Source organism: Acidithiobacillus ferrooxidans ATCC 23270 (assembly GCF_000021485.1).
In the GTDB taxonomy this organism is placed as follows: Bacteria; Pseudomonadota; Gammaproteobacteria; order Acidithiobacillales; family Acidithiobacillaceae; genus Acidithiobacillus; species Acidithiobacillus ferrooxidans.
On the sequence record NC_011761.1, the window covers coordinates 1586316 to 1608608 of the forward strand.

26 protein-coding genes, 1 tRNA gene and 3 pseudogenes are annotated in these 22293 nt (G+C 58.2%); 10 read left to right on the forward strand and 20 right to left on the reverse strand.

Annotated features, from left to right (window positions below; genetic code table 11):
* Positions 1–6: 6 nt before the first annotated feature.
* Positions 7–1227, reverse strand: a complete 1221-nt coding sequence (dapC, locus tag AFE_RS08450; RefSeq protein WP_012607243.1) for a succinyldiaminopimelate transaminase — start codon at positions 1225–1227, stop codon at positions 7–9.
* 221 nt (positions 1228–1448) lie between these two features.
* On the opposite strand from dapC, the gene AFE_RS08455 reads away from it, so the two are divergent.
* Positions 1449–2318 (forward strand): DMT family transporter, encoded by an 870-nt coding sequence (locus AFE_RS08455; RefSeq protein WP_080513197.1) that lies wholly within the window; start codon positions 1449–1451, stop codon positions 2316–2318.
* On the opposite strand, the gene AFE_RS08460 is transcribed toward AFE_RS08455, so the two are convergent.
* The 5 genes from AFE_RS08460 to AFE_RS08480 form a co-directional block, all read right to left on the reverse strand.
* On the reverse strand, positions 2280–2954 hold the full coding sequence (locus AFE_RS08460) for an HAD family hydrolase (RefSeq protein WP_009564442.1): 675 nt from the start codon (positions 2952–2954) through the stop codon (positions 2280–2282). The genes AFE_RS08455 and AFE_RS08460 overlap by 39 nt on opposite strands.
* The gene (gene ubiG, locus AFE_RS08465) at positions 2947–3654 is read right to left on the reverse strand and encodes a bifunctional 2-polyprenyl-6-hydroxyphenol methylase/3-demethylubiquinol 3-O-methyltransferase UbiG (RefSeq protein WP_009564443.1); all 708 of its coding nucleotides are present in this window, start codon (positions 3652–3654) and stop codon (positions 2947–2949) included. Before ubiG ends, AFE_RS08460 begins: the two co-directional genes overlap by 8 nt.
* On the reverse strand, positions 3651–4976 hold the full coding sequence (locus AFE_RS08470; RefSeq protein WP_012536784.1) for a TRZ/ATZ family hydrolase: 1326 nt from the start codon (positions 4974–4976) through the stop codon (positions 3651–3653). The genes ubiG and AFE_RS08470 overlap by 4 nt, the downstream gene beginning before the upstream one ends.
* 79 nt (positions 4977–5055) lie before the next feature.
* On the reverse strand, positions 5056–6228 hold the full coding sequence (locus tag AFE_RS08475) for a lytic murein transglycosylase (protein ID WP_041646068.1): 1173 nt from the start codon (positions 6226–6228) through the stop codon (positions 5056–5058).
* 50 nt (positions 6229–6278) lie between these two features.
* A complete protein-coding gene (locus tag AFE_RS08480; protein ID WP_009565289.1) occupies positions 6279–6827 on the reverse strand; it encodes a C40 family peptidase in 549 nt (182 codons plus the stop codon).
* Between the two features lie 147 nt (positions 6828–6974).
* On the opposite strand from AFE_RS08480, the gene AFE_RS08485 reads away from it, so the two are divergent.
* Positions 6975–7050, forward strand: a tRNA-Asn gene (locus AFE_RS08485).
* Positions 7051–7605: 555 nt separating this feature from the next.
* Here AFE_RS08485 and AFE_RS08490 read toward each other — a convergent pair.
* From AFE_RS08490 to AFE_RS08515, 6 genes are all read right to left on the reverse strand, one after another.
* On the reverse strand, positions 7606–8259 hold the full coding sequence (locus tag AFE_RS08490) for an MlaC/ttg2D family ABC transporter substrate-binding protein (RefSeq protein ID WP_012536787.1): 654 nt from the start codon (positions 8257–8259) through the stop codon (positions 7606–7608).
* Positions 8260–8290: 31 nt separating this feature from the next.
* Positions 8291–8833 carry an acyloxyacyl hydrolase gene (locus tag AFE_RS08495; RefSeq protein WP_012536788.1) on the reverse strand — a complete coding sequence of 181 codons (543 nt, stop codon included), beginning with the start codon at positions 8831–8833 and terminating at the stop codon, positions 8291–8293.
* 27 nt (positions 8834–8860) lie between these two features.
* Positions 8861–9643, reverse strand: coding sequence for a 2OG-Fe(II) oxygenase (locus tag AFE_RS08500; RefSeq protein ID WP_012536789.1), 783 nt, complete (start codon positions 9641–9643; stop codon positions 8861–8863).
* Positions 9644–9664: 21 nt separating this feature from the next.
* Positions 9665–10615 (reverse strand): sigma-70 family RNA polymerase sigma factor, encoded by a 951-nt coding sequence (locus AFE_RS08505; RefSeq protein WP_012536790.1) that lies wholly within the window; start codon positions 10613–10615, stop codon positions 9665–9667.
* A gap of 21 nt (positions 10616–10636) precedes the next feature.
* On the reverse strand, positions 10637–10993 hold the full coding sequence (locus AFE_RS08510; protein WP_012536791.1) for a hypothetical protein: 357 nt from the start codon (positions 10991–10993) through the stop codon (positions 10637–10639).
* Positions 10994–11634: 641 nt separating this feature from the next.
* Positions 11635–12039, reverse strand: coding sequence for a hypothetical protein (locus tag AFE_RS08515; RefSeq protein ID WP_012536792.1), 405 nt, complete (start codon positions 12037–12039; stop codon positions 11635–11637).
* A 438-nt stretch (positions 12040–12477) separates the two neighbouring features.
* On the opposite strand from AFE_RS08515, the gene AFE_RS08520 reads away from it, so the two are divergent.
* Complete coding sequence (locus AFE_RS08520; protein ID WP_012536795.1) at positions 12478–12894, forward strand: VOC family protein; 417 nt, start codon at positions 12478–12480, stop codon at positions 12892–12894.
* A gap of 451 nt (positions 12895–13345) precedes the next feature.
* Here the strand turns inward: AFE_RS08520 and AFE_RS16935 are convergent, their stop codons facing one another.
* The 3 genes and pseudogenes from AFE_RS16935 to AFE_RS17180 form a co-directional block, all read right to left on the reverse strand.
* Positions 13346–13570 carry a sugar transferase gene (locus AFE_RS16935; protein ID WP_306674771.1) on the reverse strand — a complete coding sequence of 75 codons (225 nt, stop codon included), beginning with the start codon at positions 13568–13570 and terminating at the stop codon, positions 13346–13348.
* Between the two features lie 55 nt (positions 13571–13625).
* A pseudogene (locus AFE_RS17175) lies at positions 13626–13673 on the reverse strand (hypothetical protein); the annotation flags it as partial.
* Positions 13670–14197: a sugar transferase gene (locus AFE_RS17180; RefSeq protein ID WP_273699428.1), complete on the reverse strand. Its 528-nt coding sequence runs from the start codon at positions 14195–14197 to the stop codon at positions 13670–13672. The gene AFE_RS17180 and the pseudogene AFE_RS17175, both read right to left, overlap by 4 nt.
* 221 nt (positions 14198–14418) lie before the next feature.
* On the opposite strand from AFE_RS17180, the gene AFE_RS08530 reads away from it, so the two are divergent.
* The 7 genes and pseudogenes from AFE_RS08530 to AFE_RS08550 all read left to right on the forward strand — a co-directional run bounded on the left by AFE_RS08530 (position 14419) and on the right by AFE_RS08550 (position 19198).
* Positions 14419–14625, forward strand: a complete 207-nt coding sequence (locus AFE_RS08530; protein WP_012536796.1) for a hypothetical protein — start codon at positions 14419–14421, stop codon at positions 14623–14625.
* A gap of 162 nt (positions 14626–14787) precedes the next feature.
* Positions 14788–15042: pseudogene (locus AFE_RS17095) on the forward strand (uracil-DNA glycosylase family protein); the annotation flags it as partial.
* Positions 14996–17026: a transketolase gene (tkt, locus tag AFE_RS08535; RefSeq protein ID WP_012536797.1), complete on the forward strand. Its 2031-nt coding sequence runs from the start codon at positions 14996–14998 to the stop codon at positions 17024–17026. The pseudogene AFE_RS17095 and the gene tkt, both read left to right, overlap by 47 nt.
* Before the next feature lie 182 nt (positions 17027–17208).
* A pseudogene (gene fdxA, locus AFE_RS16800) lies at positions 17209–17514 on the forward strand (ferredoxin FdxA); the annotation flags it as partial.
* A gap of 54 nt (positions 17515–17568) precedes the next feature.
* Positions 17569–17829 (forward strand): DUF1971 domain-containing protein, encoded by a 261-nt coding sequence (locus AFE_RS16805; RefSeq protein ID WP_225487659.1) that lies wholly within the window; start codon positions 17569–17571, stop codon positions 17827–17829.
* Positions 17830–17838: 9 nt separating this feature from the next.
* On the forward strand, positions 17839–18078 hold the full coding sequence (locus AFE_RS08545) for a hypervirulence associated TUDOR domain-containing protein (protein WP_012536798.1): 240 nt from the start codon (positions 17839–17841) through the stop codon (positions 18076–18078).
* Between the two features lie 31 nt (positions 18079–18109).
* A complete protein-coding gene (locus tag AFE_RS08550) occupies positions 18110–19198 on the forward strand; it encodes a tellurite resistance/C4-dicarboxylate transporter family protein (protein WP_012536799.1) in 1089 nt (362 codons plus the stop codon).
* Positions 19199–19464: 266 nt separating this feature from the next.
* Here the strand turns inward: AFE_RS08550 and AFE_RS08560 are convergent, their stop codons facing one another.
* The 5 genes from AFE_RS08560 to AFE_RS08575 all read right to left on the reverse strand — a co-directional run bounded on the left by AFE_RS08560 (position 19465) and on the right by AFE_RS08575 (position 22226).
* The gene (locus tag AFE_RS08560) at positions 19465–20433 is read right to left on the reverse strand and encodes a DNA-3-methyladenine glycosylase family protein (RefSeq protein ID WP_012536800.1); all 969 of its coding nucleotides are present in this window, start codon (positions 20431–20433) and stop codon (positions 19465–19467) included.
* Entirely contained in the window at positions 20434–20592 is a 159-nt protein-coding gene (locus AFE_RS16355; RefSeq protein ID WP_155644732.1) for a carboxymuconolactone decarboxylase family protein, read from the reverse strand.
* 388 nt (positions 20593–20980) lie between these two features.
* Positions 20981–21625: a glycosyltransferase family 2 protein gene (locus AFE_RS08565; RefSeq protein ID WP_012536801.1), complete on the reverse strand. Its 645-nt coding sequence runs from the start codon at positions 21623–21625 to the stop codon at positions 20981–20983.
* A 175-nt stretch (positions 21626–21800) separates the two neighbouring features.
* Positions 21801–22019 carry a hypothetical protein gene (locus AFE_RS08570; protein ID WP_009565880.1) on the reverse strand — a complete coding sequence of 73 codons (219 nt, stop codon included), beginning with the start codon at positions 22017–22019 and terminating at the stop codon, positions 21801–21803.
* Positions 22020–22028: 9 nt separating this feature from the next.
* The gene (locus AFE_RS08575) at positions 22029–22226 is read right to left on the reverse strand and encodes a hypothetical protein (RefSeq protein ID WP_009565879.1); all 198 of its coding nucleotides are present in this window, start codon (positions 22224–22226) and stop codon (positions 22029–22031) included.
* Positions 22227–22293: the final 67 nt, after the last annotated feature.

Sequence of the window (22293 nt, forward strand, 5' to 3'; positions counted from 1 at the left end):
CCTTGATTAATAGTTGTTAACAGTGGAAATGGGATGCTGTTCCATAAAGCGACGTATGCGCTGCAGACCCTCGACGCAATCTTCCAGGCTGCCGACCAGCGCGATGCGGACCCTATCCCGACCGGGGTGGACGCCGTGGGCCTCTCTTGCGAGATAAGCGCCGGGTAGACAGCGCACATGTTCTGCCCCATAGAGGGCGCGCACGAAGGCTTCGCCATCGCCGACCCGCGGCCAGAGATAAAAGCCGCCAGCGGGTGTCTCGATGGGTAATAGCGCACCGAGAATGTCATGGGCGGCGGCGAATTTGCGGGCATAATCGGCGCGAGTGTGATGCACGTGCTGCTCGTCCTGCCAGGCGGCGATGGCTGCGGCCTGGATGAAGGGTGGGGTGGCCGCACCCAGATAGGTGCGGTAACGAACAAAGGCCTTGAGAATATCGGCATCACCCGCCACAAAGCCGCTGCGCGCACCGGGAATGCTGGAGCGCTTGGAGAGACTGTGAAAAGCCAGCACCTGCGCCAGGCTGCCCGTCGCTGCCGCCGCTTCCAGAATGCCAGCGGGTGCCTGTCCTTCGGGATACAGTTCGCTATAGCACTCATCGGCGGCGAGCACGAAGCCATATTGCCGGGCTTTGCGGATCAGCCAGCCCAGGGTTTCCAGTGACAGGGTCGCCCCCGTGGGATTATGGGGCGAGTTGATATAGAGCAACGCGCAGCGGGCCCAGACCGATTCCTCTATCGCGAGAAAGTTCGGCTGCCCGCTCGCATCGCAGTTCAGAAAATAGGGTTCCGCCCCCGCCAGCAGTGCGGCTCCTTCATAGATCTGATAGAAGGGATTGGGTAACAAGACCAGGGGCTTGGGGGTCTGACAGGGCGGCAGCACCGCCTGCGCGATACTGAACAGGGCCTCGCGGCTGCCGTTGGCGGGGATGATGTGCTGTTCCGGATCCAGAAAACCGGCGGGCAAGGTAAAGCGCCGGCTTGCCCAGTCCGCGATGGCCCGGCGTAAACGCAGGTCGCCCAGCACCTTGGGATACTCCGCGAGACCATGCAGGTGTTCGATGATCGCTTCACTGACTATGGCTGGCGCCGGGTGGCGTGGTTCACCGATGGAGAAGTCGATGGGCTCCTTTACTGGCGGTATTGTTCCTGCCAGCAGCGCGCGCAAGCGCTCGAAAGGGTAAGCCTGCAAGGTCTCCAGCAGGGGATTCATGGAATCTGTCGTCATAGGATGCGATTCTGGGGCAAGGACGGCGGTGATGACAAGCCCCGAAACTTTCCTGGAGCGACCGCGGATTCCGCAGGAAGCCAAAGGGCTGGGATTTTGCCGGATTATGCAGGACAATGCGGCGGGATTGAAATCGCCTTTTTCCAGATGGGACCACCGATATTCACCAGAACAGCCACCCTGCCCCTGCGCTCCGCCGGAGCTTTCCCGCCATTGCCCTGCTGCTCGGTTCCAGCCTATGGGGCGTACTCTGGTGGCCGCTCCGCTACTTTCATGGAGCGGGCCTGCACGGCGCGTGGCTGATTTTTACCGTTTACCTACTGCTGGCGCTTCCAGCCGGGTTGTGGTCCTGGCGCCGTCGTCATGAGTTGCGGCAGCACGGACGCACTCTGGTCGGACTGTTCCTGCTTGGTGGCTGGACCAATGTGGCCTTCATGCTGGCGTTGGTGCATGGCGAGGTCGTCCGTATTTTGCTGCTCTTTTATCTTTCGCCGGTTTGGGCCATTTTTTCCGCGCGGATTTTTTTGAAGGAGGCGATCGGCTGGCGCGGCGTCCTTGCGGCCCTGCTGGCAGTGGCCGGGTCGGCTCTGGTGGTCAGCAATGGCCGGGGGTTTTCTTTTGCGGACCTCGATATGAATGACTTGCTCGCCATATCTTCGGGCCTCGCCTTCGCGCTGAGCAATGTCATTCTGCGTGCGGACACGGCACTCGGTGATATGCATCGCGCCACTGCGGTATGGTGGGGCTGTGTGCTGCTTGCCTTGCCTTTTGCGCTTTTTCAGCGGTTACCGGCACTATCCCTGCCGGACTATGGTTATCTGCTGGCCTTTTCCTGGCTGTGGATTGCCGGGGCGACGGTGGCGGTACAATTCGGTGTCGCGCGGATGCCGGTAAGCGTTTCGGCGGTGATCATGCCTTTTGAGGTCGTCGTGGGTGCACTATCGGCCTGGTGGTTGGCCGGGGAAGCACCGACGCTCCTCGAATCGTTCGGGGGGACCCTGATACTGACCGCGGCGCTTCTGCAGATTACCCGCAGCCAGGGGCATCCGGTTTTACTCGGGGGCGTCGAAATGGAGAAGGGCGAACTCTAACTGTTCACTGCGCTGGATGATTTGGTCGGCACCCCAGTGCTGCGGGTCGTTACCAGCCTCGATGTAGCCCCAGGCCGCTGCCCAGCAGCGAGTTCCCGCGCCCCTGCCTGCTGCCATATCGCGGGGATCGTCGCCGATCATGAGGCTGCGGGCCGCGCTGGCCCCCATCTCGGCGAGAGCGCGGGTGACCGGCATTGGATCAGGCTTGGCGTGCGTCGTCGTGTCGCCGCTGACGATGGCGGCGGGGGCAACGGGCAGTTTGAGCGCACTCAGCAAAGGCAGGGTCAGAAACCCCGGTTTATTGGTTACGACGCCCCATGCCAAGCCGCGCTCCGACAGGGTCGTCAGTGCTTTTGCCATACCCGGGAAAAGGGTGCTCCGTTCGCAGATATGGGCGGCATAAATCTCCAGAAACTCCGCTCGCAGGGGTGCAAAATCCGGGTCCTCCGGATGCACCTGAAAAGCCACCCGCAAAAGGCCGCGGGCGCCCTGGGAAGCGACCGGGCGGAGCATTTCCAGGGGCATGGCCGGCAAACCGCGTTCGGTACGCATCCGATTGGCTGTGGCTCCGAGATCGGGAGCCGTATCCACCAGGGTGCCGTCGAGATCGAAAAGTACGGCCGCCTGTTCAGACATTAGGTGCTGCTTTGCGCGCCTGACTCAGGTAGTTGATGCTGACATCATCGCTCAGACGCCCGCGGTGGCGGATCGGGTCAAAGTGCATGCCCTTGAGGGCCATGGTCTGCAGATGACTTTGGTGGGTCATGGCCAGCAACTCGCTGGGCCGGATGAACTTCCGATAGTCGTGGGTTCCGCGGGGGAGCAGTCCAAGCACGTATTCGGCTCCGACTATAGCCATCAGATAGCTTTTGGGGCCGCGATTGAGGGTGGCAAAAAAGGCATCTCCGCCGGGATGGAGCAGGCGGGCGCAGGCATCCACCACGGCGGCAGGATCCGGCACATGCTCCAGCATTTCCATGCAGGTCACCACGTCGTAATACTCCGGTTTTTCCGTGGCCAGATCCTCGACGGCGATCTGCCGGTAGTCGATGTGGAGATGGTTGGCATCCGCATGGGCGCGCGCCACGTCCAGGCCGTCCTCCGCGAGATCGATCCCGGTAACCTCCGCCCCCTGACGCGCCATGGCTTCGGCGAGGAGCCCGCCCCCGGTACCCACGTCCAGCACCTTTTTGCCCGCCAGCCCGCCACAGCCTCTGGCGATAAAATCCAGGCGCAACGGGTTGATTTCATGCAGGGTACGAAATGGCCCATCGGTATCCCACCACTGACCGGAGAGGGCGTCGAATTTGTTCACTTCAGCCTGATCACTATTCATCTGTCATTATCCTTTTCACGAATGCGCTCTACCCAGCCCCGAACGCGTGCGAACAGTTCCTGCGTGTCCCAATCCACGGCTCGTCCTTCGACGACACGCGGGTTACCGTTTACCCAGACATGGCTGACCTGATCGCGGCCCGCACAATACACCACCTGCGAGACCGGGTCGTACACCGGATAAGTCGCCGGGTGATCCAGGTCAATGGCGATGCAGTCGGCGGCCTTGCCGGGTTCCAGGCTGCCCGTTTCCGCGCCCCAGCCGATGGCTTCCGCGCCTCCCAGTGTTGCAGCTTCCAAGGCCTCCCAGGCGGGGAAAACGGTGGGGTCCCCACTCACACCTTTCGCCAACAAGGCTGCGGTGCGCAATTCACCCAGCATGTCGAGGTCGTTGTTGCTGGCCGCGCCATCGGTACCGATCGCCAGCCGGGTGCCCTGTTTGCGCAGGGTGGCAACGGGTGCCATTCCGGAGGCCAACTTCAGATTGGATTCGGGGCAGTGGGCTACCTGCAGGCCACTGTTCCGGCAGATCGCCAGGTCCTCTTCATTCAACCGGGTCATGTGAACGGCAAGAAAGTGCTGATTCAATAGCCCCAGTCGGGCCAGCCGCGCCAACGGCCGCATGCCGTCCCGGGCGATGGCCTCATCGATTTCATGCGCTGTCTCGTGGACATGCATATGCAGGGGCAGTTTTTCGCTGGCGGCCAGATCGCGCGCGCCGCAGAGCCCCGCGTCTCCCACCGTGTACGGCGCGTGGGGCGCGATGCTCTGGTGAATGAGGGGCATCCGGCGCAGGCGCGGCAACAAGTCTGCAGCCAATTGCAGACAGACGTCGGCGTTCGCCGCGTAAGCCGTGGGGAAGTCGATGACGACATGTCCGATGGTAGCCCGCATGCCCATGCGCTGGGCGACTTCCGCCGCGGCTTCCGGGAAGAAATACATGTCATTGAAGGTGGTGGTGCCGCCGCGCAGCATCTCCGCAACAGCCAGTTCGGTGCCTATGGCCACAAATCCGGGGCTGACAAAACGACCTTCCACGGGCCAGATATGTGCATTCAGCCACGTCATCAGCGGAAGGTCATCCGCGAGTCCGCGCATCAGGGTCATGGCCGCATGGGTATGGGCATTGACCAGTCCGGGCATCAGGACATGTTGGTCGAGGTGGGTCATGCTGGCCGCGGTGTAGCGCGTGAGTATTTCTGCGGCGGGACCGATGGCAACGATACGCCCATCCTGCACCGCCAGCGCGTGATCGTGGAGCACGGTGCGCGGGCGAACCGGTACTACCCAACGGGCGCGAATGACCTGATCAACCGACTGCATTCCCGATTTCTCCAAACCCACACGGACCTCTGCCTTCTGGAAACCGAAGGCACCATATTAGCACAGGGGTGGCTCCGGATCAGCCGTTGACAATCCTCCTGATCGCCTCGGCATAGGCCCATACCGTTGCCGAGTAATAGGTATTCGGGTTGTAGCCCATGATGGCGTAGAAATTGGGGTAGGCGATGAACAGGGTCGGGCCATGCTCTGTCTGCAGGCGCAGCAGGCCTACGGGCGTGGATCCCGGAAGTCCGGACGGCACCTCCGGACGGATGCCGGCGGCGCGTAGTTGCGCGAGTGGGTGCCTGCCATGCAGGAATGGCGCTACGTTCGTTCCCCGATTGCCGGATACTTGGCTCAACACCGGCTGCCCCGGCTGCCAGCCGTGGCCACGGAAGAAGTTGGCAGTAGAAGCGAGGACGTCGGCAGGTGAGTGCCACAGGTTGGGCATCGGCCCGCCGGGAGGATCATTCCATGTGACCCCGTAGCGCAGGTAACTGCTGGCGAGAAACTGGGACATGCCCATGGCACCCGCCGGTGAACCCTGGAGTGTCCCCGGAGGGACGCCCAACCGCTGCGCGAGCTTCAGGGTTTCCGCGGTTTGATGCAGAAAAAACCGGCGCCGCCCCGGTAATGCCAATGCCAGGCTCAAATTGCTGTTGAGCACGGAAAATTTGCCCAAAAAGGTCCCGAAACCCGTTTCGATATTCAGGATACCCATCAGAATCGGCCCGGAAACCCCATATTTTTGACTGACGGCCTGCAGTAACGCGGCGTGATCACGCCAGAACTGTACGCCCCGGTCCAGACGGTTCTGCCGCAAAAAACGATCCCGATAACGCCACCACGGATAGGGTGTCGCGGGAGCGGCGGAAGGGGGTGGGGGCGTCATCATTTCCACTGCGCGGGCATTGAAACGGGCGTTTTGCAGGGCAGGAATCACATAGCCGGCGGGCAGGCCATCCCGCTCCTGCAGGTGGCAGGCGATTTCCTGCAGGCGTTGCTGGTATCGGAGCGGGAAATTCTGGAATGCCACATTGCTGACGCAGGTACTTCGGGCCTTCTGGGTGAGCGCGGCGCTGGGTTGCTCGGGCATGGGTGCCGCAGGCAGCGGCGGCAGTGGGGCTGGTGCTGTGACCGCCGGTGCAGCCGGTGGATTCACCGGGCCGACGTTGGTCGCGCAGGCTGATGAGGCTGCGGCTATGCAGGTCGCCAGTATCGTCTTCGGAAGCAAGGCCCAATTTTTATGCATGACATTTTCACCAACGAGGATTCCGGAAGTATTCGATTGAAGTGGCCGGGTCAAGGGGCCCGCATCGCCAGCAGTTCAGGGGGCATGGGACGCCGCACACCATCCAGACGCTCCGCCCAGTAAGGAATTCGCAAGCTTTGTACCGCCACACCCTGGCGGGGGTTCAGGGCGCTGACGAACTGGTCGCCGCCGATATAGATGCCGACATGGGAGAAGGGCTGGCCCATGGTGTTGAAAAATACCAGATCACCAGGACGAATGCGCCTGGGGTTTACCGAAGGCAAGGCGGCCGCCTGGGCAAAAGAGGTTCGGGGAATGTTTACGCCGGCGCGACGTAATACATACTGAATGAACCCGCTGCAATCGAATCCCGTCCGAGGGTTGTCTCCACCCCATTGATAGGGCTTGCCAATTTCTGCGATCGTATGCACGAGCACGGCATCGAGTATGGTGGTTTCCGCGCGATTGTCGTAAGCGGATGATGCGTTATCGGAAGATCGGACTGCTGGCGGCGGCGTCATGGTGGCACAGCCGCTGAGGGTCATGGTCAGCAATAGCAGAAGTCCGCCCCCACGCTTCACGGAACCCACAGGTGACATAACGTGTTGCTTTCGCATCGTCCTCTTCCCCCTTCTTTTCTCTATGAAAAGTAGATAGCCCAAATGTGCCAGTTTGGCAAGGGGAAGTTCTGGTTCTGCAGCGGTTCTTGACGCACGTTGCACAGAAGGCTAGGATACGCGCACTTTTCCCCGGTAGCTCAGTCGGTAGAGCGGGTGACTGTTAATCACTAGGTCGGCAGTTCGAGCCTGTCCCGGGGAGCCAAGTTAATCAGGTTGTTAGCCTTTCTTGTGCGCTATCAAGTAAAGGGGATTGTGACAAATTTGTACCAGTGGACGATAGCGCGCCCTCAATGTTTGCTGAGTCTCCCGCCAGATGTTCCGGAGCAGGATGTGCGTAGCGCCGGACCATCTCAACGGATTCCCAACCCCCATTTCCTGCAACCGGCTGAATGTCACTTGCACATATGGAGGTATCCATATCAGTGACGGGCATATGACGGCAGCGGCCCCCGCCCCTGTTGCCTTGCTTTCTTAGACCGAGTCTAGAAACCGCTCCTCTGGTGCATCAGGTGAGGTGAAAAAATTCGCCCTGTCCGACGATCTGTCAGACGCATTTCCCCTTCTGATCCGATAATTCAGAAAATGGATAGGACAAGCCCCCTCTGTCACAAGGTCAGTGGGAGCGCTGGTATTTCACTGGATACGTAGATACCGACAGCCGTGACACGTTGCGCAGCCAATGGTGCTCTTTTTGTCCGGACAGGTGCAGTGCGGATGGGCGCTCCTCTCTTTGGGCGCGGCCCATTGTCCGCCGCAGTCACTGGCCCTTATTCCAGGGCCGCTCCTTTTTGCTCAGATCCTGGAGAAAACTGGCGATTCCTTTATGGGCCACTGTTTGCCCGTACGTATTCCGGTAAGTCAGGTTCATGCAAACCCCGTCGATGAATACATCGTAAATCTTCCAGCCGGAACGTTCCTGGAGGAACGCATAGGTGACCGGAATGTTCGCCAGCCCGTTCGTTTGCCGAATCTTCGTATTCACCTGCACGATGTCAGGATGTCGATATATCTGGCGACTGCTAAGGATCTGTACCGTCTGGCCGGAGTAATGACTGAATGCAATCATGTAGGTATGAACCAGTTGCTCCTTGAAAAGCTGGACGAATTCATCCTGCTGTGCCGGCGTCATCTGGCTCCAGTATTGACTCATGACGAAGCGCGACATGGTCATGAAATCGATGTGGGGCAGCACAATATCCGCGATCTGTTGCTGGACGGCGGGTGTGAAGGGTTTTCCCTCATGCGTCTGCAATACGCGGATGACCTCCTGGGTGATGTCCCGGACCATGATAGTGGGCGTATCCGGTACCGCCGCCCAGACTGCTGTGCTCCACAGGAGCAGGAAACATGCGCTCCAGATACTGTTGAACACTCTGAAACGATACAGTGTTGCGATGTCTTTGCCGTTCATGAGGACGTCCTTTGCACCAATGCCGGTACAATCAACTCAGGGGAAATGAATAGGTAACCAGGAGTTCGTTTTCTCCCGGATTGCTTGTGTAGAGATCCCCATTGGACAAATGCGCAATTTTCAGTCCCAGGCGCCCGCCGTCATCCATCTGGTAGGCCAACCCCAACTCCAGCCGGAAGAGAAAATTGCTACCCATATTTTTACTGTTGCCTTGACTATAGCCGCTCACGGCCGCTTCTGGCGTGAGTATCCAGTGCGGGGTCAACGCAAGGTCGGCATAAAGGCCTCCATAACCATCGACGCCACCATCGGTGTTGGCCAGCAAGCCCAGCATATAGCCAATGCCATAAAACCGGAATCCGGATTGGTACTCCGCATTGAACTCGGCCGGAGTATGGTTGTAGCCGGCATCATCGACCGCACCGACCAGATTGAAGGCGCCGGCGCCAACGCTCAGATAGGGTGCGCCGCTGGGCATCAGGGTAACGGCCCAAGCCGAAGGCGCCACTGAAAACAAGGTGACCAATCCGAGAATCCGTAGCCACTGTGGGACAGTAAAAAACGGGAGACGCATGAGTCCTCTCCTTGAGCAATAAATGCGTTATCCACCTGCATCGGGAGTTGGTTTTTCCTCAATTCCGCCTGCCAGCCGGTAGCCGTCGGCGTCCTTACCGCGGATACGCCGCCAGATCACCTGCGGCGTGAGGCGGTTGGCCACGACGATAAAAACTTTGCGCATATGCCCCACCGGGCACTGAACCGCCTTGACGGCATGCCAGGAATGATCGGTCTGCGCGAAGAGAAAACTGCGATTTCCCAGCACCTGGGAGGCGCCGGCTTCGCGCAAGTCCGCATAGTCCGGAGCCGAGTGGCGTGGCCATTTGCCCCCATCGTCCAGTACCAGGGTCTGCCCGCCCCAGGCCTCATCCCAGTCATCCGGGGTGTTGAAATAGAAGATATGAGAACCGAGCTTGCGCCGGGCGTCGGTATGCGGCGAAACGGACCCGCCGGGCGGGGCGTAATGCCAGTGCATGGTGAGAATCACGGGTGTCCTGGGGCTTAAGCCCAGCATCTCCCGCCAGAAGGATTTGTAGGCATCGCTCTGCAATTCTTGAATAAAATACTTCCAGCTCGGTGCCAGCACTTTTTCCAGTGCCGGACGATACTGTAGCGCGAGGCGATCATGGCTTTGTTGCCCATGCGCTCTTTTATAGCCCATTTGGGATTCAAAAAGGGCAGGATCGGGAAGATCCTTGCAGAGTTGGTCAAACTTTTCCGGATAAAGAAAATCAGAAATGCAAATCCATGGGTAAGGCCGGGTATGCTGAAAGTTTTGGGCTTGGGTGCGCAGCCTGCTCATGGCAGACGCGTCGATGATTTCCATAAAAAAGTCCTCCTGAGTGATTTACTGTAACTCCGTATGCTGGCGCAGCAGATCCAATGCCTCCTCCTGTAGCTGTCTGACCCGTTCGTGGCTTACGCCCAACTCTTTGCCGATAGCGGAAAGGGACGCCCCGTCCTGACCGTCTATGCCGAAACGACGGATCAGGATCGTACGATGTCGCACGTCCAGACCCAGGAGGGCTCGGTGAATCTGCCTCTGGAGGTCCTGTTCTTCAAGAGAAGCCCCCAGGTCCGCCTGATCGGCATCCACCAACGTTTGCGCCAAAGATGGGCTACCCTCCCATCGGGAGGGCGCATCCAGACTGACCACACGGCGGTCCTGCTGGAGACAGTCCTCCACATAGGCGACGGACTTGCCCATGACCTGCGCCACGTCTTCTACGCGAGGGTCGCCCTGCATCGTTTGTGCGATCTGCCGGGAACTGCGCAGCACCGCGCTGAGATTTTTGATGATATGGGTAGGCAACCGTACCACTCGCGACTGCTGCATGATGCCTCGGTCTATATTCTGGCGAATCCACCAGGTGGCATAGGTGGAAAACCGAAATCCCCGCGTCGGATCAAATAATTCCGCCGCACGGATCAATCCGAGATTCCCCTCTTCGATGAGATCGAGGAGCGGAAGGGTGTGCTGCCGTTGGTAGCGGCGCGCAATGCGGACGACGAGACGGAGGTTGCATTCCACCAGGCGATTGCGAGCCGTAATATCCCCCTGTTGTGCGCTGAGACCCAGGGAGACCTCCTCCTCCGCCGTGAGCAGGGGGTTATGGCCGATTTCCTGCAGATAGAGCTTTATGGCGTCAAAATGATCGGACGCCCCGGCTTCCCAGGCAGGGTCGGCTATGGCGTCGAATTCCGGCGTTTCGGGCCAGAGGCAGGCTTCGTCCTGTCCAACCTCGGCTATTTCTTCAAGGGCGTCTGGAACGTCCCCGTCGGCATCCTCTGTCAACATGGTCAGTCCTTTGCGCTGGACTCAGACCGCTGTTGAGGAGGACACCGTGATGTGCGGATTGTTGCTCGAACCGCGCTCCAGACCGAACTTGTCACACGTCATGATGTTCACGTAGCGTTCGATGCTTTGCTGCGAAAGGCCATCCACTTCCCTGCAGCGCGCGGCAACCCAGCATCCCGCCTTGTAGGCATTGCCCAATCGTATACAGAGCGCATCGAAAAGGGACCGGGGTATGTGGAGTATCAGATGATTTCCGGCATGGGTGGTGAAGTCCAGAGTGACATCATCTGGGGGCGTGACAGCGGCGGAAGGTGTTCCCCGGATCACATCGGGAAGCGCGTGATGGAGTTGATGCGATGAGATGGTCTTGGGTTCCACGGCGTCTCCTTATTATTGCCTATAGAATTTTATTATAAACCTTAGTCTCCCAAACCCTGCCAGGCAAGCACTCGCCGTTCCCCTTGTTTGCAGACCTCTGCTCAATGTCACGCGGCCGTATCTGGTGCAATTGCTGGAGCGTGGGCATCTATCCATTTGCACGTTTTTTATTCTGCCGACGGAAGAGGGCAGAGAGATCGACAAATTGGTTTTTTCATTTCGGTATCCTTCGAAAATTACAGTCGACTCAGTTTACCTCCTCACTTTCCCCTGGCGTCGACGTGGGTTACCAGGGGTGGTGATCGGCGATGCGTTAGTGCCCACACAAGGTGGAACCGTAGTTATCCTCAACCCAGTCTGATGATGTCGCGTGAATAAGCGAGTGTTGCCGAGAGGAGGATGCAGAATATCGGAATGAGGGCCGGATGAGTCCTTGCGAATCTGAGGGAAGATGCCGCAAGCAGGATTCGATCCATCCGGATACGAGCTAAGGTGCCCCGTGACGTGGGGCTGAACCGGGTCGATGGGACGCGGTTCCCGGCAGACGCCTGGTTCAAGAGGACGAGAGAGAGCACCATCGTCTGCTGCCCGTGTTCAGACACCGCGGGCTGGTCTTTGGGGTGTAGGATCTCGTCCCCTGATCAAAGCGGGATCTTTGGCGAAGGGGCCTTGGGTCGATCCCAACGTACCTGCAGGGTCCGATGCCCCGGCAGGGGAGTCATGGGTAGGGATGGCGCCGCATTGGCGCCTGCGCCCAGGCTCAGGGGGTCTCGAGGGATGGCCCCCGAAAACGGCATTTCCGGAGGCGACGAAAGCAGGGTGACCGGTACCGGCAAGCGGAACGAGGGCAAGGCGAAGGGGCCGAAAGAGACGCGCATCAGGCGCTGCATCCGGGTTATTTGCCGATCCATGGATACCTGCATCGCCTGCATCTGCCACAAGCTGTGCTGGACCATGGCCTGCGCCTGCGCCGGGGAAAGATTTTCGCTGGAGATCTGCACATGCCTGTTAGAACCACCGAAACCTTCGGGGCGAAGATTGTACATGCACAGGAGAACCCCGGGGAAAGACTGTGTCATTGGCTATATGAGGTAGCCTGGAACTGTGATAATCATTCTTCCATGAGCGCTGAACATTTCCGGATTACCGATGATGGCCCAGCCCTGGATGCGCACGAAATGGATGTGCGGGATCTGACCCCGGCTTTGCTATCACTGGCAGACGCTTGTGAGGCAGCCAGGCATTGTTTGGTCCGAAGAGCAAAATGGTAGTCAACGTCAAACAAAGCATCGTTCAAAACCGGCAGTTTTGGTGTAGACTTTACTTTAGCGTCCGGGGTGCTCCAGTCAACAATACACTGGATCCATAGGTCCCCCATCGTGGCATCGGACCGCGATGGAGTGAAGGGGATGTTCATCCGATTACTTGAAAATTGAAACCACCATTATTTGTTGCTAACTTGATCAACCATAAGGAGAAACACAATGCATAGTAAAAGTAATCCTGTTGTTTGGTTTGAAATTTACGTTCAAGACATGGAGCGTGCCAAAAGCTTCTACGAAGCAGTTCTCGCAATCAAGCTGTGTGAAATGCCCGCTCCGACAGCGGAAATGACTATGGAAATGTGGTCTTTCCCCATGGACAGAGAAACCGGGATGAACACCTACGGCGCCGGAGGCATGCTAGTAAAAATGGAAGGCAAATCCTCTGGGGTTGGTGGCACCATGGTATATTTTGGTTGTGAAGACTGTGCTGTTGAAGCGGCACGTGCCGTCTCACATGGCGGTATTTTGATCAAAGAAAAAACGTCTATCGGTGAACATGGTTTCATCGCTCTTGTTCAGGATACGGAAGGCAACATGATTGGCTTTCATTCAATGGTATGTAAACCTAGCGAATAAGGTCAGATTGTGCATAGCTTCCGGTGTCAGGATGTGAACCGTTTGTTGGTCACATTCTGACCGGCCCTCGATCTCGAAACTGGTCTGCTCCATCAAGGGGCGAAGCCGGTTGATGATGCGCCGGTGCGGTTCGCTACGGGCAAACGCGTCCGGACTGTTGGTCACTAGGTCGGCAGTTCGAGCCTATCCCGGGGGGCCAAAAGAAACAAGTAGTTAAGCAAATATCGCCTAGCTCCTTTTTGTTTTTCTGGACATTTTCTGGACATCGGGTTTTCTGAAGAGGGATACTGGACACCGTCGGCCGTGTTTTTGCTGACAAAGCACTACCGAAGATCATGAGGCTCCCGTGTCCACTATTGTCAGGCCACCTCAATCCCAAGCTGGCGCAGCACATGCTTCAAGAACAGCGACAGCACAGCCTGCTTCAAGAATAGGAATGTGATTATAATGGTCAATACACTCCTCTCCGAAGCAATACCACTTTTACGGTGCGCAGCAGGATGACGATGTCGTACCACAGGGACCAGTTCTTCACGTACCACGCATCCAGAGAGGCGCGTTCGGCGAAGGTGGTTTCGGAGCGGCCGCTGGTCTGCCACAGGCCGGTGATTCCGGGATAGACCTGGCGATAGAGGGCGAACCCGTTGCCGTAGCATTCCAGCTCCCGGTCCAGCAGGGGAGCGCGGGCCCATCAGGCTCATTTCGCCTCGGAGCACGTTGAACAACTGGGGGAGTTCATCCAGACTGGTGCGGCGCAGAAAGCGTCCGATGCGCGTCACGCGGGGGTCATCGCGCAACTTGAAATTGCGCTGATATTCGGCGTGCAACTCGGGATGGCTGGTAAGATATTACCGCAGACGGCTTTCGGCATCGACGACCATGCTGCGGAACTTGTAACAGGGAAAGGGCCGCCCGCCCCGCCCCACCGGTTCCTGCACAAAGGCACCGGCCCGCCATCGTCCCGGCGAATCCGCCACGCCAGAAAGAGCAGCAGGGGCGACAGGAGCAGCACCAGGATGCTGGCCGCCGTTAGGTCAAAGGCCCTCTTGATGATCCGCGGCCCAGGGCGGGCGAGGTTGTCCCGCAAGCGCAGCATGAAAATCTCGTGGCTGAAAAAGTGCAAAGTTTCCAGCCCGAAGATGGACAGGCCCCGCAAAGGGGGCACAATGGTCAGGTCGGGATAGCGCATGCCGAGATTCCACACCAGGCTTTCCATGGCCTGCCACTGATCCATTTCCAGCGCCAGCCCCATATGGGGGTTGTCCAGCTCCGCCATGGTCTGCAGCGCGCGGCAACCCAGCATCCCGCCTTGTATCTGCGCGCCTTCCGCGACCAGTATTCTATCCCTTACCCACTTGAAACAGCGAGGAACCTCATCATATTGAATTGTAAATAATTATACTTCAATAGGTTGGGTCCGACAGACTGCTGGGGAATTGAAAAGTTCCACAGAATCATGATTAGTCTATAATTGCCTTAGTAATTTATTTACATGATCTTCTGCCGAAGGAAGGGGGTAGCGCTATGAACGAGAGCAAAAAAGTGATTCAGGCCGATATGGATCTGTGCGTACTCGCCGGGAACATGGGTCCGGAAACCGATAAGAAGTTGGCGGCCGCCATGCTGGAAACGCTTCTCGAAAAGGGCTATAGCGGCAAACGTATCTGTGATGTCCCCATACAGGAATGGAAAAAACTCCGCGATGAATCCATCCCCATAAGCGAAACATGATAACAGAGTGATCTTTTAACAGAAAGATCGACCCATGAATGTAGAAGCGTCGCCGGCTCGAATGCCGAGCCTTGGATGCATCGCCAGAGGGGTATGCGTCTGCACCCGCAGTCCGCTCCATGAAGGGCGGATACAAGCTGTTCCGGGGGATGCCCGGCCGATGCTAGGATCATGCTGGTGGGCGAGGCGCCCGGAAGCATGGAAGAGAGGCTGGGCCGGCCATTTGTCAGTCATGCGGGCAAGGTATTGAATGCGGTATTGGATGAGGAAATTCCCGTTGGCGCAGTATCCTGGTCGAAGACCTGCAAAGGCTGCGCCGCTTGTTTGAGGAAGACCATTGCCGCCACTCTTGACATAATGGAGGAATCCCATGACAACTCCAACAGCCCCCTTTGGGGGGGAATACACATCCATTGATCAGCTTTCTATCAATACGATTCGCACGCTGGCTATGGACGCTGTGCAACAGGCCGATTCAGGGCATCCAGGGACGCCCATGGCGTTGGCTCCAGCCGGCTACGTGCTATGGACGCGATTCCTTCGACACCATCCGTGCAATCCCATGTGGTTCAACCGGGACCGCTTCGTCTTATCGGCTGGGCATGCCTCCATGCTGCTGTATGCCTTACTCCATCTCAGCGGATATGACCTTTCACTCGAAGAAATCCGGCATTTTCGTCAATGGGGCAGCAAGACTCCCGGACATCCGGAATACGGCCTCACTCCAGGGGTAGAAACCACCACTGGCCCTCTTGGTCAGGGCCTGATGAACGCGGTGGGCATGGCCATGGCCGAGGCCCATTTGGCAGCCCGCTTCAACCGGCCGGGATATGAAATCATCAATCACCAGACCTACGTTTTTTGTAGTGACGGCGATCTCATGGAGGGGGCATCCCACGAAGCCGCTTCCCTGGCTGGGCATTTAGCTTTGGGCAAACTGATCGTGCTCTATGACGACAACCACATTACCATCGAAGGGAGTACGGCACTGGCCTTTTCCGACGACGTCGCCCGGCGTTTCGACGCTTACCATTGGCATGTCCAAAACCTGGGCGAGGCGGCGAATGAGCTCGACACATTGGAGAACGCCTTCCGTAATGCGCAGCAGGAAAGCAATCAGCCCTCCTTGATCATCGTCCGGTCTCATATCGCCTATGGCGCCCCTCATGCCCAGGATACCGCCAAGGCCCATGGAGCCCCGTTGGGGGAAGCGGAGATTCGTGCCACGAAAGCGTTCTATGGATGGCCACCGGACGCCGGATTCCTCGTCCCGGATCCGGTGTTAATGCATATGCGTCAGGCTCAGGAGCGCGGGGCGGATCTGGAATCGGCATGGAATCGGAAATTCGAAGCCTATCAGAAGGATTACCCCCAGGAGGGCGCCCATCTGATAGCGGCCATGGCGGGGGAGCTTCCTGAAGGTTGGGACGAGAACATTCCCCACTTTACTCCTGAGGATGGCCCCATGGCGACTCGGGTGGCCTCCGAGAAGACTTTGAACGCTTTTGCCGATAAGGTTCCCTGGTTGATGGGCGGTAGCGGAGATCTGGCGCCGTCCACCAATACCCGGATCGCCAGTTCCGGGGATTTTGAAAAAGACGGTTACAAAAATCGCAACATTCACTGGGGGGTGCGCGAGCACGTCATGTGTGCCGCCTGTTCCGGTATGGCGCTCCATGGCGGGATTCGCCCTTATGGCGCAAGTTTTCTGATCTTCACCGACTATGCGCGGCCGGCCATCCGTCTCGCCGCCATGATGAGGCTGCCCGTGATTTACGTGATGACCCACGATTCCATCGGTCTCGGGGAAGATGGACCGACGCATCAACCGATAGAACATCTGGCGTCGTTCCGCGCCATGCCCAATCTGTGCGTAATCCGTCCAGCCGATGCCAACGAGGCGGCCTATGCGTGGCGTGCGGCCATCATCCGCCGGGACGGGCCTACGATGCTCGTCCTTACGCGGCAATCCCTTCCCGTATGGGACCGCAGCCTTCTCGGTGAGGCCAGAGGGAGCATGCAGGGGGCCTATGTGCTGTCCCGAGAACGGGGCGGTCGCCCTCATATTCTTCTCCTAGCCAGCGGTTCCGAGGTGCAGCTCGTTCTGCAAGCCCAGGCCAAACTATACGAGCGAGGAATAGATGCCCGGGTGGTCAGCATGCCCAGCTGGGAGCTGTTCCGCGCCCAGCCAGCGGCTTACCGGGATACGGTGCTCCCACGAGATATCAAAGTCCGGCTCGCCGTAGAGGCTGCGGCATCCCTGGGGTGGTGCGAATGGGTGGGAGAGGGCGCCACCATAGGCCTGAGCCGCTTCGGCGCCAGTGCACCCTATCCAGAAAATTTCCGCCATCTGGGATTCACCGTGGATAATGTGGTACAGGAAGCCCAACGGCTATTATAACGCAGCCGAGTCGCGGGATAGGTATAAAATCTCTTCGTTAATCGGCATGAAGTTATGATTAAGGCATCTTTTATACGCCGTGATGATCGGTTTTGACGGATTTTTGGAAATGGGGCGAGCGCAATCCCGCCCGAGCTGGGCGTTGAAGGCGTTTCCGGGGCGTATGTTTAGGGGGGTATCCAATGACCCATGTGGTTACAGAAGCCTGTATTCTCTGTAAGTATACCGATTGCGTCACGGTATGCCCGGTGGATTGCTTCCACGAGGGCCCCAACTTTTTGGCCATCGATCCGGACGAATGCATCGATTGCACCCTCTGTGTGTCCGAATGCCCGGTAGACGCCATCTTCCGCGACGTGGATTTGCCGAACGGCATGGAGGAATATCCGGAACTCAACGCGCGCCTGGCACGCCGCTGGCCCGTCATCATCCAAAAAAAGCCTGCCCTGCCCGATGCCGAGCAATGGCGGCATGTGCGGGATAAACGCCTATCTCTGGACATCGGGGAAGGCGGGGCGGAATCGCCCCTGCCCGAGCCGCCCGTGCCCCTAAAGGAATACCAGCGCACACCGGAGTTTACCGACGCCGACACCCCCGCCGGTCTGCTCCATGGTCACCGCACCAAAGCCGGGGTCTGGGGGCGCATCGTGCTCCTGGAAGGGAACTTGCGATATTGCCTGGAAGACGGCAGCGCCCGCGCATGGATCCTGAGCCCGGCACGGCCTGCCTGGATACCGCCCGATCTGCCGCACCGGGTGGAATTCCTGGGCCCAGCACGTTTCTACGTAAGCTTTTGGCGCTGAGGAGGTCTCATGAAAAAGCCGCCGGCACCACGCTTTGCCGTGGGCGATCACGTTACCTGGAACTCGGAAGCCGGCAGGGTGACGGGGCGGATCATTGCCATCCACGAGCAGGATTTTCCGGTCCACGGCTATACCCACCATGCGAGCCCGGAAGACCCGCAATACGCCATCCAAAGCGACAAAAGTCGCCATGTGGCTTACCATAAGGGCGGTATCCTGCGTCTCGCTGAGGGAGGATCGCAGGGCTGATCGTCCAGGCGTTACTGAGGAGGCAGCCGACATGAAAAGGAATCGGACCGGTCTGCCCCGTCTGGTAGACTCCGCCGCCGAGAACTTGGCTCCTGCCTATTTCGCTTTGGTGATGGCCACGGGTGCTGTCTCCTTGGCGGCCCAGGCGGTGGACTATTCTTTCCTCGCCCGGTCGCTCTTCTGGCTCAACGGAATATTCTACGTGGTTTTATGGTTCCTGACTGCCTGGCGCATGCTGCGCTTCGGCCGGCGGATGGGGGTGGATTTCAAGGATTACCAGCGCGGCCCAGGTTTCTTTTCCGTGGTGGCCGGATCCGCCATTCTCGGCACCCAGTTCGTCCTTTTGGCGAACGAGGAGAAAAAGGGGATGCTGCTCTGGGGGCTTGCCATGGCCCTTTGGCTGATACTGAACTACGGCATCTTCACGGCCTTCACCATCCGGAAACATAAGCCTTCTCTGGATGAGGGCATCACCGGTACCTGGTTTTTGGCAGTGGTTGCCGCCCAGTCCCTCGCCGTGCTCGCTGCTGTTCTGGATGCGCACTGGGGCCCCGTGCATTGGCTGGAATTCAACTTCATTGCCCTCTCCCTGTGGCTCTGGGGCGGCATGCTCTATATCTGGATCGTGGTGCTTGTCTTTTATCGTTACACTTTCTTCCTTTTTTCGGCTGAGGATCTGGTGCCGCCGTACTGGATCAACATGGGGGCCATGGCCATTTCCACCCTGGCGGGCTCCCTACTCATCGTCAACGCCGCCAAGGCGCCCTATCTCCATTCCCTTCTCCCCTTTCTGAAAGGCTTTACGGTCTTTTACTGGGCCACAGGGAGTTGGTGGATCCCGCTATTGATTGCCTTGGAGTTCTGGCGTCACGGGGTCAAGAGGCTTCCCGTGCGTTACGATCCTCTCTACTGGGGCGTCGTCTTCCCCCTCGGTATGTACAGCCTATGCACGCTCCATATGGCGCAGAGCATGGATCTGCCCTTTTTACTCCCTCTCGGGCATGTCTTCCTCTATCTGGCTCTGCTCGCTTGGGTGATCACCCTGGCCGGAATGATCCATCATTGGGGGCTGGGTCTACGCGCCGGGACGAAGACCAGGATTCACCGCCCTCTGCCATGAGGCCGTTGGCCTCGGGACGGAATCCTGCCCACCATCCGCGCCTGCCCAGGCGCCCATAAAGTTCAGGAACCCACCTGGATCAGCAATCAGGAAAGCATTTCCCTGATCGTGGCGGATTCGGCGGCGACGGGGCGGACGGAGTGTCTCCTGAGCTTTTGTGGAGAGCCCTTCATGGCTCGCAGTACGGAACGGAGCGTGCCGCGTTATATCTTCCACATCCAGGGGCATTCGGAGCTGATCAGCCGCTTTCTGGAAATTCTGCGCAATTACCGCCTGTCCGCCTGATCCGATTGGGACAGCGGCAGTTCATCGCCGGGGTTCCACATACGGCCCTCGCCTTCCAGTCGCCGCATCAACAACAGAAAATATACCATGCCGGCGTAGGGCTGCCATGGCCGGAGCCGGTGGGCGACCTGGGCATAATCCAAGCTGCCGTTTTCCTCCAGCCAGCGGGCCAGGGCCTTGCGCGCCCCCACGTCGTCACCGGGGAAAACGTCCAGACGCCCCAGGGTGCGCAGCAGGACGTACTCCGCCGACCAGCGGCCGATGCCGCGCAAACGCAGCAGACGCTGCACGGCTGCGGCGTTGGGCAAATGCTGCCAGTCTTCACGCTCCAGTCCGCCGACCGCCGCTTCTTCCGCCAGCGCGCGCAAGGCGGTCACCTTCTGGCCGCTGAAGCCTAGACCACGCAGGGCCGTCACCTCCTGCCGCAGCAGAGAGCCAGGATCCGGAAAAGGGTACACCTGGTCCATTTCTCCCACCCCCTCCCTGCAGAGCTCCGAGAGTCGGTTGAGGAGAGTGATACCCAGATGCAGACTCAGTTGCTGGCAGGCGACGGCATTGACCATGCCCTCGAAGAGGGATGGGAAACGGGGTGGTCGGAGGCCTCGGTAGCGCGCCTCCAAGGACGCGAGACGAGGATCTCCAGCGGCTACCACGTAAAAGGGGCCAAGATCCCGATCCAGGCTTAGCATCCAGGTGAGTTGCGCGCGGACCCAGGAGACGGTCCGCTCGTCCTGGGGGCCTTCGTAGATTTCTCCTTCCAGAAACGGATCGGGATCGCCCTTCGTCTGCCAGAGCCGGACTTTCAGCCAGTCGTCCCCATAGCGCCAGACGCGCCGATAGGTTTCGCTCTCCCAGCCATCCATCCTGTTATGGGCTTGACGGCGCAGCGCCCAGACCGTGAGATCCAAACGAAAGGGCGGTCGCGGGCTGAGGCGGAAGTAGTATCCCATCTATCGGTCCAGATCCGGCCGGTAGCTGCCGGCAGGGGTGCGGAAGGCAATGGCCAGGCGGTTCCAGGCGTTGATGGCCACTATGGCCAAGGTCAGATCCACCAGTTCCTTCTCCTCGAAATAACGGCGAACGTTTTCATGGAGCGCGTTCCTCATCAAGCGTCCCTCCTGCTCCATCAGGATGATGCCGGGCAAGTGCGCGAGGTTCAGATCCCGTATTCTGCTCAGGCTCAAGGAGAACGCAAGAACGGGCTTAGGTCAATGGTCTTTTCCGTGGTTTCTGGCTACGCCCAAATGCAGTGCATCGGTAGTGCACGGACCCGTCGCATAGCGCCGAGTGTAATTCCCTGCGAGTGATCATACTAAATCTCCTCTCCATAATAACGCTCTCCGTCGGTGATTCCGACGGGTAGCATAATGGTGAGGCAACAATCCATTAGTAACAAATCTGATGAGTCAATGCGCCGTTGGCCAAGATACTTGACGTCGAGCATACCGCCCAGCCCAGCGTATTACGGTACCCAATGGCACGTTGGCGGGGTGGATCCTAACAGGTTAGTGCATTCAGCGTATCTCGGTAATAATAATAGTCTCCGAAATCCAACTTACGGATTGAGCATCCTGCCATACGGGCTTTTTCCAGAAAGGCATAATCTTCCCCGTAGCGCAGGTCATCAAAGCACCCCAATCGCTTAAAAACTTCAGACTTAACCACTATAGTCGCCCCTTGGGAGGTTTCTGATATGGCAATGCGCCGTTTCTTATTTCTTGCGTCAGGAACCGTCTCAGGGCCATTGATGACCCGGATTCCACCATGGAACAAATCCACCTCCGGATACGTACGGATCACCCGTAGCCGGTTTTCCAGATAATCCGATGCATACACGTCATCGGAGTCCAGCCGCGTTATCCAAGGAATGCTTTTACTGCGGCCCACCTCCGCCCCGATATTCAGCGCAGTTCCAACACCGACATTTTCAGGCAGCCGGATCAAACCCGATGGATGTATCATTTTTTTGGTGAGATCCATCGCGCGTTGCAGACTGTTATCGGTGCTGCCATCATCTATCACCACCAAACAGAAATCCTGAAAAGTCTGCCGATAGAGAGAACCAATAGCCCTTTCCAATAGGTTCATACGGTTAAATACGGGCACTAACACCATGAAAACCGGTGATTTATTGTCCAACATGAAATTAGTTCCTCGCCTGTTTTGGTAATGATACACCATGCATCTGACGATATCTCACAACCGGCCACGATCCATCGTGCAAAGCAACACCGCCCGTCATCAATGTAAGTGGCTTACTTTTTATCAACGTCCCCAGCCAATGCTTGGCATGCGTCGGCTGGATCGGCTGTATCCATTAGCCGGGGGTGAGCAAATCGTCAGGGCCTGCCCATTCGTAACGTGGTTTGCCCTTTGCACTGGGGCCATATCCCTGCTCCTGGAGCAATTTGGCGAGGGCCAGGGCAGCATTTCCCGCCTTGGCGCTATTTTCGATAATTTCGGTGGAAATAGCCCCAGCCTCGTGGGCGCTCAGATGGATGGTTACCGTTTTTTCCTGTTCGTCCTTGATCAGCATAATACCTCCTTATTGTCCGAAGGGATGGGGTGGCTGGCGGAAATGATCGTCTATCCGATAATCCTGCTCGGCGAGCAGATAAACCAGATCCAGCGTTTCTTTGCCGAATTGGTCGGCATTCTTGATGATCGGTTCAACCAGATTGCCGAGATCTTTTTTCTCAAAACGCAGGGTGATGCCCGATGAATCTTTCGCTAAAACTTCCATGGTGTCTCCTCTTGGTAGGAAAACCAATAATACATACTGAGTAGTTCAAGAAGCGGAGCTTGTCAAA

Bases quoted from the DNA above. Each gene is read 5' to 3' on its own strand.
- dapC (WP_012607243.1), bottom strand. From the start codon at position 1,227: ATGACGACAGATTCCATGAATCCCCTGCTGGAGACCTTGCAGGCTTAC.
- AFE_RS08460 (WP_009564442.1), bottom strand. From the start codon at position 2,954: ATGTCTGAACAGGCGGCCGTACTTTTCGATCTCGACGGCACCCTGGTG.
- ubiG (WP_009564443.1), bottom strand. From the start codon at position 3,654: ATGAATAGTGATCAGGCTGAAGTGAACAAATTCGACGCCCTCTCCGGT.
- AFE_RS08470 (WP_012536784.1), bottom strand. From the start codon at position 4,976: ATGCAGTCGGTTGATCAGGTCATTCGCGCCCGTTGGGTAGTACCGGTT.
- AFE_RS08475 (WP_041646068.1), bottom strand. From the start codon at position 6,228: ATGCATAAAAATTGGGCCTTGCTTCCGAAGACGATACTGGCGACCTGC.
- AFE_RS08480 (WP_009565289.1), bottom strand. From the start codon at position 6,827: ATGTCACCTGTGGGTTCCGTGAAGCGTGGGGGCGGACTTCTGCTATTG.
- AFE_RS08490 (WP_012536787.1), bottom strand. From the start codon at position 8,259: ATGAACGGCAAAGACATCGCAACACTGTATCGTTTCAGAGTGTTCAAC.
- AFE_RS08495 (WP_012536788.1), bottom strand. From the start codon at position 8,833: ATGCGTCTCCCGTTTTTTACTGTCCCACAGTGGCTACGGATTCTCGGA.
- AFE_RS08500 (WP_012536789.1), bottom strand. From the start codon at position 9,643: ATGGAAATCATCGACGCGTCTGCCATGAGCAGGCTGCGCACCCAAGCC.
- AFE_RS08505 (WP_012536790.1), bottom strand. From the start codon at position 10,615: ATGTTGACAGAGGATGCCGACGGGGACGTTCCAGACGCCCTTGAAGAA.
- AFE_RS08515 (WP_012536792.1), bottom strand. From the start codon at position 12,039: ATGTACAATCTTCGCCCCGAAGGTTTCGGTGGTTCTAACAGGCATGTG.
- AFE_RS08520 (WP_012536795.1), top strand. From the start codon at position 12,478: ATGCATAGTAAAAGTAATCCTGTTGTTTGGTTTGAAATTTACGTTCAA.
- AFE_RS17180 (WP_273699428.1), bottom strand. From the start codon at position 14,197: ATGCTGGGTTGCCGCGCGCTGCAGACCATGGCGGAGCTGGACAACCCC.
- AFE_RS08530 (WP_012536796.1), top strand. From the start codon at position 14,419: ATGAACGAGAGCAAAAAAGTGATTCAGGCCGATATGGATCTGTGCGTA.
- tkt (WP_012536797.1), top strand. From the start codon at position 14,996: ATGACAACTCCAACAGCCCCCTTTGGGGGGGAATACACATCCATTGAT.
- AFE_RS08545 (WP_012536798.1), top strand. From the start codon at position 17,839: ATGAAAAAGCCGCCGGCACCACGCTTTGCCGTGGGCGATCACGTTACC.
- AFE_RS08550 (WP_012536799.1), top strand. From the start codon at position 18,110: ATGAAAAGGAATCGGACCGGTCTGCCCCGTCTGGTAGACTCCGCCGCC.
- AFE_RS08560 (WP_012536800.1), bottom strand. From the start codon at position 20,433: ATGGGATACTACTTCCGCCTCAGCCCGCGACCGCCCTTTCGTTTGGAT.
- AFE_RS08565 (WP_012536801.1), bottom strand. From the start codon at position 21,625: ATGTTGGACAATAAATCACCGGTTTTCATGGTGTTAGTGCCCGTATTT.
- AFE_RS08570 (WP_009565880.1), bottom strand. From the start codon at position 22,019: ATGCTGATCAAGGACGAACAGGAAAAAACGGTAACCATCCATCTGAGC.
- AFE_RS08575 (WP_009565879.1), bottom strand. From the start codon at position 22,226: ATGGAAGTTTTAGCGAAAGATTCATCGGGCATCACCCTGCGTTTTGAG.